Genomic DNA, 12,317 nt, shown 5'->3' on the forward strand with positions numbered 1-12,317 from the left:
TCGGGTTCAGGCTGTTAGAGTCCGAACCCAGCTACGCGTGAAATCGCGCCGTAGCTGTTAGTCACGCCCCTTGAAGTCGCCACCGGCTACCGGTGCCCTCGCGCAGGAGGAAAGAGTTGCTCTCCGCGTTTATCAGTGCGTTCAAAACGCCTGACCTGCGCAAGAAGATCCTTTTCACATTAGGGATCATTGCGATCTACCGTCTCGGTGCCACGCTGCCCAGCCCGGGCGTTGCCTACGGCAATGTGCAGCAGTGTGTTGAGGCGATGAAGACCGGCGACCAGAGCGGGGTCTTTACACTGCTCAACCTCTTCTCCGGCGGCGCGCTCATGTCGCTGTCGGTCTTCGCGCTGGGCATCATGCCCTACATCACCGCGTCGATCATCCTGCAGCTGCTTACCGTGGTCATCCCGCGGTTGGAGCAGCTCCGCAAGGAGGGTCAGGCCGGTCAGGCGAAGATCACTCAGTACACCCGGTACCTGACGCTGGGTCTCGCGGTGTTGCAGTCCTCGGCCTTCATCGCCCTGGCGCGCTCCGGCCAGCTGTTCAACAACATGTGCAACGAGTTCCCGATCGTTCCGCAGACCAGCCTCCCGGACTGGGTCACCGTCGGCATGCTGGTCATCACGATGACCGCCGGCACCGGCGTGGTCATGTGGCTCGGCGAGCTCATCACCGACCGTGGTGTCGGAAACGGCATGTCCGTCCTCATCTTCACCTCGATCGCGGCGCGCCTGCCCTCAGAGGGCTGGCAGATCCTCGACTCGCAGGGTGTCTGGGGCTTCGTCGGCGTCATCGCGCTGGTCCTCGTGGTCATCACGCTGGTGGTCTACATCGAGCAGGCGCAGCGGCGCATCCCGGTGCAGTACGCCAAGCGGATGGTCGGCCGCAGGATGTACGGCGGCACGTCGACCTACATCCCGCTGAAGGTCAACCAGGCCGGTGTTATCCCGGTGATCTTCGCGTCCTCGCTGCTCTACCTGCCGCAGCTGGCACTCGACTTCATGCGCAGCGACAACCCGGGCAAGGTCTACATCTTCATCGAGAAGTACTTCGCTACGCCCACGTCGTGGTCCTACATCCTCACGTACGGCCTGCTGATCCTCTTCTTCACCTACTTCTACGTCTCGATCACGTTCAACCCGACCGAGGTCGCGGACAACATGAAGAAGTACGGTGGCTTCGTGCCGGGTATCCGCCCGGGCAAGCCGACGGCCGACTACCTCAGCTTCATCCTGAGCAGGATCACCCTTCCAGGCGCGCTCTACCTGGCCATCATCGCGGTGCTGCCGAACCTGTTCTTCATCGCGCTCGACAGCCAGGCCTACCAGAACTTCCCGTTCGGTGGAACGGCTGTGCTGATTATGGTCGGCGTGGGTCTGGAGACGGTCAAGCAGATCGAGAGCCAGCTCATGCAGCGTAGCTATGAAGGATTCCTGCGGTGACGTTGAGCTCCTCCAGGCGTCACCGCAGTGAGGAGACGTAATGCGATTGGTTCTGGTAGGTCCGCCCGGCGCGGGCAAGGGCACTCAGGCGGAGTACATCGCCGCCCACCTGTCTGTGCCCAAGATTTCGACGGGGGACATTTTCCGGGCCAACGTTACGCAGGCGACTCCGCTCGGACTCGAGGCCAAGCGCTACATGGACGCGGGTGGCCTCGTTCCCGACGAGGTAACGATCAACATGGTGCGGGAGCGTCTGACCGAGCCGGATGCCACGGACGGGTTCCTGCTCGATGGCTTTCCCCGGACGGTCCCGCAGGCCGAAGCGCTGGACAAGATGCTCGGCGACAGCGGCGTGAGCCTCGACCTGGTGCTGGAGCTGATCGTCGACAACGACGAGGTGATCCGGCGCCTGTCGGGCCGGCGCAACTGCCGCGGGTGCACCAAGATCTGGCACGTCGAGTTTGACGCGCCCTCCCGCGAAGGCGTCTGTGACCGTTGCGGGGGCGTGCTGTACCAGCGCGACGACGACAAGCCCGAGACCGTCGCCGAGCGGCTGCGGGTGTACGCCCGCGACACCTCGCCGCTCGTCGAGCACTACGGCGGGCAGGGCAAGCTGGTCGGGATCGACGCCACGGGACCGGTAGAAGATGTGACTGAGCGCGCAATCGACGCTCTCAGGTCCTACAGCGCGTAACTTTGCAGCTGTGGAAATCGAGATCAAAACTCCCGAACAGCTGGCCCTGATGCGCAAGGCCGGGCTGGTGGTAGCGGCCGCGCTGGAAGCCTGCCGGGAGGCGGTGAAGCCGGGCTTGACCACCGCCGATCTCGACGCGATCGCGGAGGACGTGATCCGGTCGAGCGGCGCGGTGCCGTCTTTCAAGGGCTACCACGGCTTTCCGGGCACGATCTGCTCATCTGTGAACGAGCAGGTGGTTCACACCATCCCGAATCCGCAGCAGGTGTTGCGCGAGGGTGACCTGATTTCGATCGACTGCGGGGCGATCCTCGACGGCTGGCACGGCGACGCCGCGATCACCGTGGGGGTAGGCGAGATCGCGCCGGAGTTGGTGACCATGACCGAGGTCGCGGTCGACTCGCTCTGGGCGGGCATCGCCGCGGCGGCCCGGGGAGTGAAGTCGGGCAAGGGAAGGCTGACCGACGTCTCTTACGCGATCGAGTCGTCGATCCGTAAGGCGCCGAAAAAATATGGCATTGTTCGCGGGTACGGCGGCCACGGCATCGGCACCGAGATGCACCAGGATCCGCACATCCACAACTACGGCCGGCCGGGCCGGGGCCCGTCCCTGATTCCCGGGATGGCGCTGGCCATCGAGCCCATGATCACTCTGGGCTCGCCAAAGACTCTCGAGCTGTCCGACGGCTGGACAGTCGTCACGCTCGACCGCCTTCCCGCAGTGCACGTCGAGCACTCCGTGGCCCTCTACGCCGACGGCGTCGTGGTCACCACCGCCGCCGACGGCGGCCGCGAGCGCCTCGGCGACTTGTTAAGCAGTGCTGCCCGCGACTTTCTTTAGCGGGAGCCAGCGTCACAGTGATTTGACACACCCGAGCGCGGGATGCGTGGGGGCCAGTTTGTATCGATGGGCGGGCACGCGTAGACTCGCCTATTGGCGCACCGCGTCTTCTCTGTCGTGCTCATCCGCGCTTCGGTAAGCAGACAGACCGCGGCTGGCGTAATCGAGAGATTACGAGAGACCCGGTAAGCCGACTTATCCACCCGACGTCAGGTAGCGGAGGACATGCCGAAAAAGGATGGGGCCATCGAGATCGAGGGCCGCGTAATAGAGCCACTCCCGAACGCAATGTTCCGGGTTGAGCTCGCGAACGGTCACAGGGTCTTGGCCCACATAAGCGGAAAAATGCGTCAGCACTACATCCGCATCCTGCCCGAGGACAGGGTCGTCGTCGAACTCTCGCCGTACGACTTGACCCGGGGACGCATCGTCTACCGCTACAAGTAACTAAGAGGGCGAGCCGTGAAGGTCAAGCCAAGCGTCAAGAAGATCTGCAATAAGTGCCGCGTCATCCGCAGGCACGGCCGGGTCATGATCATTTGTGATGACCCGCGCCACAAGCAGCGTCAAGGCTGATTGCAGACCGACATCTAAGTACAAGCTCGTTCCGGCCGCGGGGACGTCCCATTCGGGAAACTCCTGTGGCCAACCCCCGGTACCAGGCCGGGGCCTCTTTATGGGGATGGGAACGCGGCGCAGACCTGGTGGTATCACAGGAGCCAATCCATGGCACGTCTTGTTGGTGTGGATCTCCCGCGCGAAAAGCGCATGGAGATCGCACTTACTTACGTCTTCGGCATCGGCCGGACTCGCGCTCAGGAAACCCTGAAGGCGACCGGCATCAGCCCCGACAAGCGCGCGAAGGACCTCACCGACGACGAGGTCGTGCAGCTGCGGGATCACATCGAAGCCAACTACAAAGTAGAAGGTGACCTGCGCCGCGAGGTCGCCGCTGACATCCGCCGCAAGGTGGAGATCGGTTGCTACGAGGGCATCCGGCACCGCAAGGGGCTGCCTGTCCGTGGACAGCGGACCCGCACCAACGCTCGCACCCGCAAGGGCCCGAAGCGCACGGTGGCCGGCAAGAAGAAGGCCGGCAAGAAGTAGCGGTCAGCCGCAACCGATCTGAACTAAGGAGCGCACTAAGCAATGCCACCTAAGGCACGCACAGGCGCCGCGGCCGTCAAGAAGGTCCGGCGCAAGGAACGCAAGAACGTCTCCCACGGGCAGGCGCACATCAAGAGCACGTTCAACAACACCATCGTGTCCATCACGGACCCGACCGGTGCTGTTATCTCCTGGGCTTCCGCCGGTCAGGTGGGGTTCAAGGGTTCCCGTAAGTCCACCCCGTTCGCCGCTCAGCTGGCCGCCGAGGCCGCCGCGCGCCGGGCGATGGAGCACGGGATGCGCAAGGTTGACGTGTTCGTGAAGGGTCCCGGTTCGGGCCGTGAGACCGCCATTCGTTCGCTGACCGCCGCTGGACTTGAGGTCGGGCAGATTTCCGACGTCACCCCGCAGCCGCACAACGGATGCCGTCCGCCGAAGCGCCGCCGGGTCTAAGGGAGAAAGATAGATATGGCTCGTTATACAGGTGCCGACTGCCGTCGCTGCCGTCGTGAGAAGCAGAAGCTGTTCCTCAAGGGCAGCAAGTGCGATGGGCCCAAGTGCCCGTTCGAGTCCCGGCCGTTCCCGCCGGGGCAGCACGGCCGTGGCCGTGCCAAGGAGTCCGAGTACCTCCTGCAGCTGCGCGAGAAGCAGAAGGCCCGCCGCATCTACGGCGTGCTGGAGCGGCAGTTCCGCGGGTACTACGAGGAGGCCAACCGCAAGACGGGCAAGACCGGTGAGGTCCTGCTGCAGATTCTCGAATCGCGTCTGGACAACGTCGTGTACCGCGCTGGCCTGGCCAAGTCGCGTGACCACGCTCGCCAGCTCGTCAAGCACGGCCACTTCCTGGTCAACGGCAAGAAGGTCGACATCCCGTCGTACCGCGTCCACGCCCACGACATCGTCGAGGTCCGCGGCAAGTCGCGCGAGATGACGCCGTTCATCGTGGCGCAGGCCGAAGCGGGCTCGCGTGGCGTCCCGGCCTGGCTGGAGACCATCCCCAGCCAGTTCAAGGTGCTCGTCCACTCGATGCCGGCCCGGGGTGCCATTGACACCCAGGTCCAGGAACAGCTGATCGTCGAGCTCTACAGCAAGTAGCAGTTCATTTGGGAGGGCGTCATATAGCGGGCGCCCCTAACCAAGGAGAAACAAAGTGCTCATCACCCAAAGGCCGTCTCTGACCGAGGAATCGATCAGCGAGACCCGTTCCAAGTTCACCATCGAGCCGCTTGAGCCGGGCTTCGGCTACACGCTGGGCAACTCGCTTCGGCGCACCCTGCTCAGCTCGATCCCGGGCGCCGCTGTCACCAGCATCAAGGTCGACGGCGTGCTGCACGAGTTCACCACGATCCCCGGGGTCAAGGAGGACGTGGTCGAGCTGGTCATGAACGTCAAGGAGCTGTGCGTCTCGTCGGAGCACGACGAGCCGGTCAGCATGTACCTGCGCAAGCAGGGCCCCGGCGATGTGACCGCGGGCGACATCCAGCCTCCGGCCGGTGTCACCGTGCACAACGCCGACCTCAAGCTGGCGACGCTCAACGGCAAGGGCCGCCTGGACATGGAGCTGACGGTCGAGCGTGGCCGTGGTTACGTGACGGCGGCGCAGAACAAGAACGCCGGCGCCGAGATCGGCCGGATTCCGATCGACTCGATCTACTCGCCGGTGCTCAAGGTGACCTACCGGGTCGAGGCGACCCGTGTCGAGCAGCGCACCGACTTCGACCGCCTCATCATCGATGTGGAGTCGAAGGCGTCCATCTCGCCGCGCACCGCGCTGGCGAGCGCCGGGTCCACCCTGGTCGAGCTCTTCGGGCTCTGCCGCGAGCTGGACGAGACGGCCGAGGGTATCGACATCGGACCGTCGCCGCAGGACGCTCAGCTTGCCGCTGACCTGGCGCTGCCGATCGAGGAGCTGGACCTCACCGTCCGTTCCTACAACTGCCTCAAGCGCGAGGGCATCAACTCCGTCGGTGAGCTCATCGGGCGCACCGAGGCGGACCTCCTCGACATTCGCAACTTCGGCCAGAAGTCGATCGACGAGGTCAAGATGAAGCTGGCTGGTATGGGACTGGGGCTGAAGGATTCTGCTCCCACCTTCGACCCGGCCAATGTCGTGGATTCCTTTGGCGAGGCCGACTACGACAATGACGATTACCGCGAGACTGAACAGCTTTAAGGAGCACCAATGCCTACGCCCACCAAGGGTCCCCGCCTCGGGGGCAGCCCCGCGCACGAAAAGCTGATGCTGGCCAACCTCGCCAGCTCGCTGTTCAAGCACGGCCGGATCCAGACCACGGAGACCAAGGCCCGCCGGCTTCGCCCGCTGGCCGAGCGTCTCATCACCAAGGCCAAGCGCAACGACCTGGCGGCTCGCCGCGAGGTCCGCAAGACGATCGGCGAGAAGGACGTCTTCGTGTCGCTCTTCGAGGAGATCGCGCCGCGTTTCGCCAACCGTGAAGGCGGCTACACCCGCATCGTGAAGACCGGCCCGCGCAAGGGCGACGCTGCCCCGATGGCGATCATCGAGCTCGTCGAGGAACTCGTGGTGGCTGAGGAGCCGAAGAAGAAGGCCGCGGCCAAGGCTTCGGCGAAGAAAGCCGCGCAGGAGGACAAGGTCGCTGTGCTGTCCGGCGAGGCAGACGAGGCCGACGAGGCTAAGGCCTGAGTTGCACGTAACTGAAAGCGGGTCGGCGCCCATCGGGGTGCCGGCCCGCATTCGTTTGGATGTGGCCTACGACGGCACGAACTTCTCGGGGTGGGCTGTCCAACCTGGACGGAGAACCGTCGCGGGCGAGCTGACCGTCGCGCTGGAGAAGGTGTTCCAGACCGTCACGGGGCTGACCGTCGCGGGCCGCACGGATGCCGGCGTTCATGCGACAGGCCAGGTGTGTCACTTCGACGTGCCGGCGCAGCTGTGGGCCGAACGTGGCGTGGCGTTGGGAAGGCGGCTGGCCGGGCTGCTGCCACAGGACGTCAGGGTGATGCGGGCGGTTGAGGTGCCGCGCGAATTCGATGCCCGCTTCTCAGCTTTGTGGCGCCGATATGAGTACCGGGTGACCGACGCCGAATACGGCGCGAACCCGTTGCGCCGCTTGGACACCCTGGCCTGGCAGCGGAAGCTGGACCTGGGCGCGCTCAACGTGGCCGCGGCGGGCCTGACCGGAGAGCACGACTTCGTGGCCTTCTGCCGCCGCAAGGAGTTCGCCACCACCATCCGCGAGGTGACCGAGATTTCGTGGCGGCGCGACCCGCAAGACATCCTGATCGCCACCGTGCAGGCGGACGCCTTCTGCCAGCAGATGGTGCGCAGCCTGGTCGGGGCCATGCTCGCGGTGGGCGAGGGCCGGCGGGAGGCGGGCTGGCCGGCGAGCCTGCTGAAGCGCGCTGAGCGCGCCACAGACGTTCCGGTGGTGGCCGCCCATGGGCTGACCCTGGTGGCGGTGGGATATCCGGAGCAGGGCGACTACGCGGCCCGTGCCGAGGGCACCCGCAAGCTACGGACTCGCCGGGACTGACCCCGCCGGGCTGCCCTCGACGACCGGGTCGTTGGCGCGGGCCTCGAGTATCCGGTTCTTCAGGTAGAGCTGGACGATGTCTTCCATGATCTGCTGGGCGAACGGGTCGTCCTTCGGGATCTCTTTGCTGTCGCTGCGCGCGATCACGCAATAGGCGACGTAGTGACCCTTGACCGTCCAGCCGACCACGCTCGAAGCCAGGGCCAGGGCTTTGGTGCTCTTGTCGGAGGGGATCACGTACCCGACGAATCTGCCCTTCTGCCCTTCGACGATCTTCTTGATCTGGTCCCATGCCTTTTCGGCGTTGAGGGCCGTATCCAGGTTCATGATGCCGCCGGTGACCACATAGCCCTCGGCCGGTGTGCTCAGTGTTCCGCGCACCACCTGGCTGCAGCCCATGCCCTCGATCAGTTTGGTGATCTCGCCGGCAGTGGCCGACTTGCACTCGGTCAGCTCCTGCGCGTCGATCAGGGTGTAGACCTCGTTGGGCCGCTTCTGGTCGATCACGATCGATTTGTTGGGGAACAGCTCAGACTCGGTCAGCGGGACCGGATCGACCACCTGCGACGAGATGTCCACGGGGGTGCTGGTCGCCTTTGGAGCCTCCGTGTTGGCCTGCGCCTGCACGCCCTTCTGCTCATCCAGAACGATCAGGTAGGAGCCGATGCCGCAGACGGCGAGCACCAGAATGATCGTGATCGCGGTGAGGCTGGCCTTCCAGCGGCGCGACAGATGGGGGTTGAGGGAAACCCGCTGCCATCGCCGGCCCGGGGCGGCCGGCCTCGGCCGGGGCATCGGGCGCTGCACGCCGGGAGGCGGCTGCAGGTTCTGTGGACCTTGGCGGCGCATCGGCGGCGGTGGAGGCCCAGGCGGACGACCGCGGCCGGGTTGCGGCCGCGGGGCAGGGCTGATCGGCGGTGCTGAGGCAAGTCTTTCCGGCGACAGCCGGCTGTAGTCGCCACGTCCATTGCGCGGCGGCATCGGCCCGGGTGCCTGCGGTGGCGGCGGGGGGGCCGGTTGGGCGGGAGCTCGGCGCCGGGCGCCGGGAGGCGGCGGCGGGGGCACCGGAACACGCGGCATCGGCGGCGGCTCGTTGACCCCGCGTGGGCGGGCCATCGCGCCGTTGCGGGCGCCTGGCGGCTCGGGGGGTAGCGGTGGTTTGCGTTCGGAGAAGCCGTTGAAACCGTCGGGCGGAGGCTCGGGCGTGCGCCGGCGGCCAGACCCACGCGCGGCGGATGGGTCACGGGAGTCCCGTCGTGGCGGAGGCGGCCAGTCGCCGTTGCCTCCGCTATACCCATGAGCCATGTCGCACAGCGTAACGGACGTCATATGCCGTTCGCCCCTGCGGCGGGCTGGTCTGACCGATCGGGGGAGAATGTGCCGGTGACCGAGCACTATTTCACCGCGGAACCCACGAGCGAAACACGAATACGTGAGATTGACTTCACTGTGCAGGGGAACAGTTACTCACTGTCGGTGGCCAGTGGCGTTTTCTCCTCCGATCGGCTTGATCCCGGTACGAGTGTGTTTCTTCGCAAAGCGGAGCTGCCCGGCCCGCAGTCCGAAGGCGTTTTCCTCGATCTGGGGTGCGGCTACGGACCCATCGCCGTGGTGCTGGCGACGATGGCGCCGCAGGCGAAGGTGTGGGCGGTCGACATCAACGCCCGGGCAAGGGACCTGGCCCGCCGCAACGCGAAAGGTCTTGCCATCACGGTGGCCGCGCCGGACGAGGTGCCCACGGAGGTGACCTTCGCTCAGATCTGGTCGAACCCGCCGATTCATGTGGGCAAAGCCGAATTGCACAAGCTTCTGCTGACCTGGCTGCCGAGACTGGAACCCGACGGTGTGGCCTGGCTCGTGGTGGCCAAGCACCTGGGCAGCGACTCGCTGCAGCAGTGGCTTATCGGTCAAGGGTTCCCGACTCAGCGCCACGCCAGCGCGGCCGGCTTCCGGGTGCTGAAAGTAAGTCGCCAAAGCACCGCCTGATCAGGCAGTATTCCGGCCGTGGGATATATAGACGTGGCCGGGGTCGCTTTCGTGCTGCCCGACGGGCGGGAGCTTTTCAGCGACGTTTCCTTCCGCGTCGGTGAGGGGTCCAAGGTCGCTCTGGTCGGGCCGAACGGCGCGGGCAAGACGACCCTGCTGCGCATGGTGGCCGGTGACCTTCCCGTCAAGATCGGTGCGGTGGCCCGGTTCGGTGGGCTGGGCGTGATGCGTCAGTTCATCGGCATGGTGGCCGACGAGACGACGCTTGCGCAGCTCGCCTTCAGCTTGATGGAGCCGCAGCTGCGAGCGGCCGGCGAGCGGCTGGTCAAGGCCGAGGCGGCGATGCGGGAGCAGGACACGGTCAAGTCCCAGGTGCGCTATGCCGAGGCGCTCACCGGCTTCGGCGAGGCCGGTGGATACGACGCCGAGGTTCTTTTCGACACCGTTTCGACACTCATCCTCGACAAGCCGTGGGAGGCGACGAAGGACCGTCCAACCCGGACACTTTCCGGTGGCGAACAGAAACGTTTCGCGCTCGAGCTTTTACTGCGCGGTAACGACGAGGTGCTTCTCCTAGACGAGCCGGATAACTTTCTCGATGTACCAGCCAAACGCTGGCTCGAGCAGAGGTTGCGCGAATCCAAGAAGTCGATCCTCTATGTCAGCCACGATCGTGAGTTGCTCAACCAAACCGCCGATCGTGTGGTGGCCGTCGAGGGTGGCAGCGCGTGGACCCACGTGGGCAGCTTCGCCTCGTGGCACGAGGCCCGGGTGGCCCGCCACGACAGCATGGAGGAGCGCCGCCGCCGCTGGGACGAGGAACACGAGAAGCTGCGCCAGCTAATGCTTATGTACAAACAGAAGGCCGCCTATAACGATGGGATGGCTTCCCGGTACCAGGCGGCGCAAACTAGACTGAGGAAGTTTGAGGAGGCGGGTGCCCCGCCGCTGCCGCCCAAGGATCAGCAGATTCAGATGCGGCTGCGCGGCGCACGCACGGGTAAACGAGTGGTGATGTGCGAAGGTCTGGAGCTGGTGAACCTCACCTTCCCGTTCGACCTTGAGCTGTGGTACGGGGATCGGCTGGCGGTGCTGGGCGCGAACGGCACCGGCAAGTCACACTTCCTGCGGCTGCTCGCGGGCGAGACCATCGCCCATGAGGGTGGGCATCGCCTTGGCGCGCGGGTGGTGCCGGGCCACTTCTCCCAGACCCACGATCGCCCGGAGCTGATGCAGCACACGCTTTTGGACATTCTCTGGCGCGGCGACGCGGATCGCCCGTCGCTGGCCCGCGAGGCGGCCTACAAGGTTCTCGACCGCTACGAGCTTGCCAAGCAGGCCGAGCAGAGGTTCGGCACGCTCTCCGGCGGCCAGCAGGCTCGTTTTCTTATTCTGCTGCTTGAGTTGAGCGGCGTGACCCTGCTCCTGCTCGATGAGCCGACCGACAACCTTGACCTGGCAAGCGCCGAGGCGCTGGAGCAAGGGCTGGACGGCTTCGAGGGCACCGTCATCGCGGTGACGCACGATCGCTGGTTCACCCGCGGCTTCGACCGTTTCCTGCTGTTTCAAAACGATGGAGAGGTGCGCGAAACTGTAGAACCTGTTTGGGACGTACGCTAGCCATCGATCATCATAAAAGTGTATCTTCCTCGATAAGAAACTCTCTTTACCCCCGAGGGAGGAACAATGCGCCTCACCCGACGCGCAATGGTCGTAGCCACCGCCGCTGGATTGGTGGTCGGCGGTCTCGCTGGCGCGCCAGCGGAAGCCGCGTATGACATTTACGCGCAAGCAGCGCTGGCCAACGGCCTCGACGACACTCAGTCCGCAGGCAGCTATGTCTCCAACGGCCGCGTGGTCGTTGCAGTCACGAACGAAGCCGCCGCCGCCCAGATCCGTGCCAAGGGTGGCACGGCTCAGGTGGTCAAGTTCAGTGCCGCGGCCCTGAACGCAGTCGTCAGTGACCTTGACCCACACGTCGCCGGCACCGCATGGTCGGTGGATCCCTCCACCAACCAGGTTGTCGTAGACATCGACGAAACCGTTACCGGTGAGAAACTTGCCGCGGTCAAGACCGCGGTTGCCCGCGCCGGTGGCATGGCCCGCGTCGAGAAGATGACCGGTGTGCTGAAGAACAACATCCGTGGCGGCAACGCCATCTATGTCAGCGGCGCTCGCTGCTCGCTCGGTTTCAACGTGCGCAGCGGCAACACCTTCTACTTCATCACCGCCGGTCACTGCACCAACATCGGCGCCACCTGGAACGATGGCTCGACGACCCTCGGAACCCGGACGGGGACAAGCTTCCCGACCAACGACTACGGGATCGTGCGCTACAACGCCTCCTACACCAACCACCCCAGCGCCATCGCGAACGGCCAGACCATCACGTCGGCCGGTAACGCAGTGGTCGGCCAGGCTGTCCGCCGTCACGGCAGCACCACTGGCAACCGGGGCGGCACCGTCACCGGCCTGAACGCCACGGTCAACTACGCTCAGGGCTCCGTCTTCCAGATGATCCGCACCAACGTTTGCGCCGAGCCTGGCGACAGCGGCGGCTCGATGTACGCGGGGTCGGTTGCTCTCGGTCTCACCTCAGGCGGCAGTGGAAACTGCACCTCCGGTGGAACCACCTTCTTCCAGCCGGTTCCCGAGGTTCTGAGCCGTTACGGCGTCCAGATCGGCGGCTGACCTGAAGTTGCACAGGAGCTGGCGGCGGCGTTAGGCTGCCG

The 12,317-nt window shown here is 65.3% G+C and carries 15 protein-coding genes; 14 read left to right on the forward strand and 1 reads right to left on the reverse strand.

What is annotated here, in order from left to right:
* The first annotated feature begins 116 nt into the window (after positions 1 to 116).
* From secY to truA, 11 genes are all read left to right on the forward strand, one after another.
* Complete coding sequence (gene secY / locus Rhe02_RS11790; RefSeq protein WP_203908195.1) at positions 117 to 1,445, forward strand: preprotein translocase subunit SecY; 1,329 nt, start codon at positions 117 to 119, stop codon at positions 1,443 to 1,445.
* A 40-nt stretch (positions 1,446 to 1,485) separates the two neighbouring features.
* A complete protein-coding gene (locus Rhe02_RS11795; protein ID WP_203908196.1) occupies positions 1,486 to 2,139 on the forward strand; it encodes an adenylate kinase in 654 nt (217 codons plus the stop codon).
* A 10-nt stretch (positions 2,140 to 2,149) separates the two neighbouring features.
* Positions 2,150 to 2,980, forward strand: coding sequence for a type I methionyl aminopeptidase (gene map / locus Rhe02_RS11800; RefSeq protein ID WP_203908197.1), 831 nt, complete (start codon positions 2,150 to 2,152; stop codon positions 2,978 to 2,980).
* Between the two features lie 225 nt (positions 2,981 to 3,205).
* Positions 3,206 to 3,427, forward strand: coding sequence for a translation initiation factor IF-1 (gene infA, locus Rhe02_RS11805; RefSeq protein ID WP_018347787.1), 222 nt, complete (start codon positions 3,206 to 3,208; stop codon positions 3,425 to 3,427).
* A 15-nt stretch (positions 3,428 to 3,442) separates the two neighbouring features.
* Positions 3,443 to 3,556: a 50S ribosomal protein L36 gene (gene rpmJ, locus Rhe02_RS11810; protein ID WP_020520458.1), complete on the forward strand. Its 114-nt coding sequence runs from the start codon at positions 3,443 to 3,445 to the stop codon at positions 3,554 to 3,556.
* Positions 3,557 to 3,706: 150 nt separating this feature from the next.
* Positions 3,707 to 4,087, forward strand: a complete 381-nt coding sequence (gene rpsM, locus Rhe02_RS11815; RefSeq protein ID WP_203908198.1) for a 30S ribosomal protein S13 — start codon at positions 3,707 to 3,709, stop codon at positions 4,085 to 4,087.
* 42 nt (positions 4,088 to 4,129) lie between these two features.
* Positions 4,130 to 4,540, forward strand: a complete 411-nt coding sequence (gene rpsK / locus Rhe02_RS11820; protein ID WP_020520456.1) for a 30S ribosomal protein S11 — start codon at positions 4,130 to 4,132, stop codon at positions 4,538 to 4,540.
* Between the two features lie 15 nt (positions 4,541 to 4,555).
* A complete protein-coding gene (gene rpsD, locus Rhe02_RS11825) occupies positions 4,556 to 5,182 on the forward strand; it encodes a 30S ribosomal protein S4 (protein ID WP_203908199.1) in 627 nt (208 codons plus the stop codon).
* 55 nt (positions 5,183 to 5,237) lie between these two features.
* Positions 5,238 to 6,260: a DNA-directed RNA polymerase subunit alpha gene (locus Rhe02_RS11830; protein WP_203908200.1), complete on the forward strand. Its 1,023-nt coding sequence runs from the start codon at positions 5,238 to 5,240 to the stop codon at positions 6,258 to 6,260.
* A 9-nt stretch (positions 6,261 to 6,269) separates the two neighbouring features.
* Complete coding sequence (rplQ, locus tag Rhe02_RS11835; RefSeq protein ID WP_203908201.1) at positions 6,270 to 6,749, forward strand: 50S ribosomal protein L17; 480 nt, start codon at positions 6,270 to 6,272, stop codon at positions 6,747 to 6,749.
* A gap of 31 nt (positions 6,750 to 6,780) precedes the next feature.
* The gene (gene truA, locus Rhe02_RS11840) at positions 6,781 to 7,599 is read left to right on the forward strand and encodes a tRNA pseudouridine(38-40) synthase TruA (protein ID WP_203908327.1); all 819 of its coding nucleotides are present in this window, start codon (positions 6,781 to 6,783) and stop codon (positions 7,597 to 7,599) included.
* Here the strand turns inward: truA and Rhe02_RS11845 are convergent.
* Positions 7,579 to 8,394, reverse strand: a complete 816-nt coding sequence (locus tag Rhe02_RS11845) for a hypothetical protein (RefSeq protein WP_203908202.1) — start codon at positions 8,392 to 8,394, stop codon at positions 7,579 to 7,581. The two genes, truA and Rhe02_RS11845, sit on opposite strands and share 21 nt — an antisense overlap.
* A 534-nt stretch (positions 8,395 to 8,928) precedes the next feature.
* Here Rhe02_RS11845 and Rhe02_RS11850 point away from each other — a divergent pair.
* The 3 genes from Rhe02_RS11850 (at position 8,929) to Rhe02_RS11860 (ending at position 12,276) form a co-directional block, all read left to right on the forward strand.
* On the forward strand, positions 8,929 to 9,585 hold the full coding sequence (locus Rhe02_RS11850; protein WP_203908203.1) for a class I SAM-dependent methyltransferase: 657 nt from the start codon (positions 8,929 to 8,931) through the stop codon (positions 9,583 to 9,585).
* Positions 9,586 to 9,603: 18 nt separating this feature from the next.
* Positions 9,604 to 11,205 (forward strand): ABC-F family ATP-binding cassette domain-containing protein, encoded by a 1,602-nt coding sequence (locus Rhe02_RS11855; RefSeq protein ID WP_203908204.1) that lies wholly within the window; start codon positions 9,604 to 9,606, stop codon positions 11,203 to 11,205.
* A 66-nt stretch (positions 11,206 to 11,271) separates the two neighbouring features.
* Positions 11,272 to 12,276: a S1 family peptidase gene (locus Rhe02_RS11860; protein WP_203908205.1), complete on the forward strand. Its 1,005-nt coding sequence runs from the start codon at positions 11,272 to 11,274 to the stop codon at positions 12,274 to 12,276.
* Positions 12,277 to 12,317 lie beyond the last annotated feature (41 nt).

This window comes from Rhizocola hellebori (assembly GCF_016862955.1).
GTDB classification, from domain to species: domain Bacteria; phylum Actinomycetota; class Actinomycetes; order Mycobacteriales; family Micromonosporaceae; genus Rhizocola; species Rhizocola hellebori.

Coding starts and splice junctions, on each gene's coding strand:
- rplQ (WP_203908201.1), top strand. CDS start 6,270: ATGCCTACGCCCACCAAGGGTCCCCGCCTCGGGGGCAGCCCCGCGCAC.
- rpsM (WP_203908198.1), top strand. CDS start 3,707: ATGGCACGTCTTGTTGGTGTGGATCTCCCGCGCGAAAAGCGCATGGAG.
- Rhe02_RS11845 (WP_203908202.1), bottom strand. CDS start 8,394: ATGCCCCGGCCGAGGCCGGCCGCCCCGGGCCGGCGATGGCAGCGGGTT.
- rpsK (WP_020520456.1), top strand. CDS start 4,130: ATGCCACCTAAGGCACGCACAGGCGCCGCGGCCGTCAAGAAGGTCCGG.
- infA (WP_018347787.1), top strand. CDS start 3,206: ATGCCGAAAAAGGATGGGGCCATCGAGATCGAGGGCCGCGTAATAGAG.
- Rhe02_RS11860 (WP_203908205.1), top strand. CDS start 11,272: ATGCGCCTCACCCGACGCGCAATGGTCGTAGCCACCGCCGCTGGATTG.
- Rhe02_RS11795 (WP_203908196.1), top strand. CDS start 1,486: ATGCGATTGGTTCTGGTAGGTCCGCCCGGCGCGGGCAAGGGCACTCAG.
- Rhe02_RS11850 (WP_203908203.1), top strand. CDS start 8,929: ATGCCGTTCGCCCCTGCGGCGGGCTGGTCTGACCGATCGGGGGAGAAT.
- rpsD (WP_203908199.1), top strand. CDS start 4,556: ATGGCTCGTTATACAGGTGCCGACTGCCGTCGCTGCCGTCGTGAGAAG.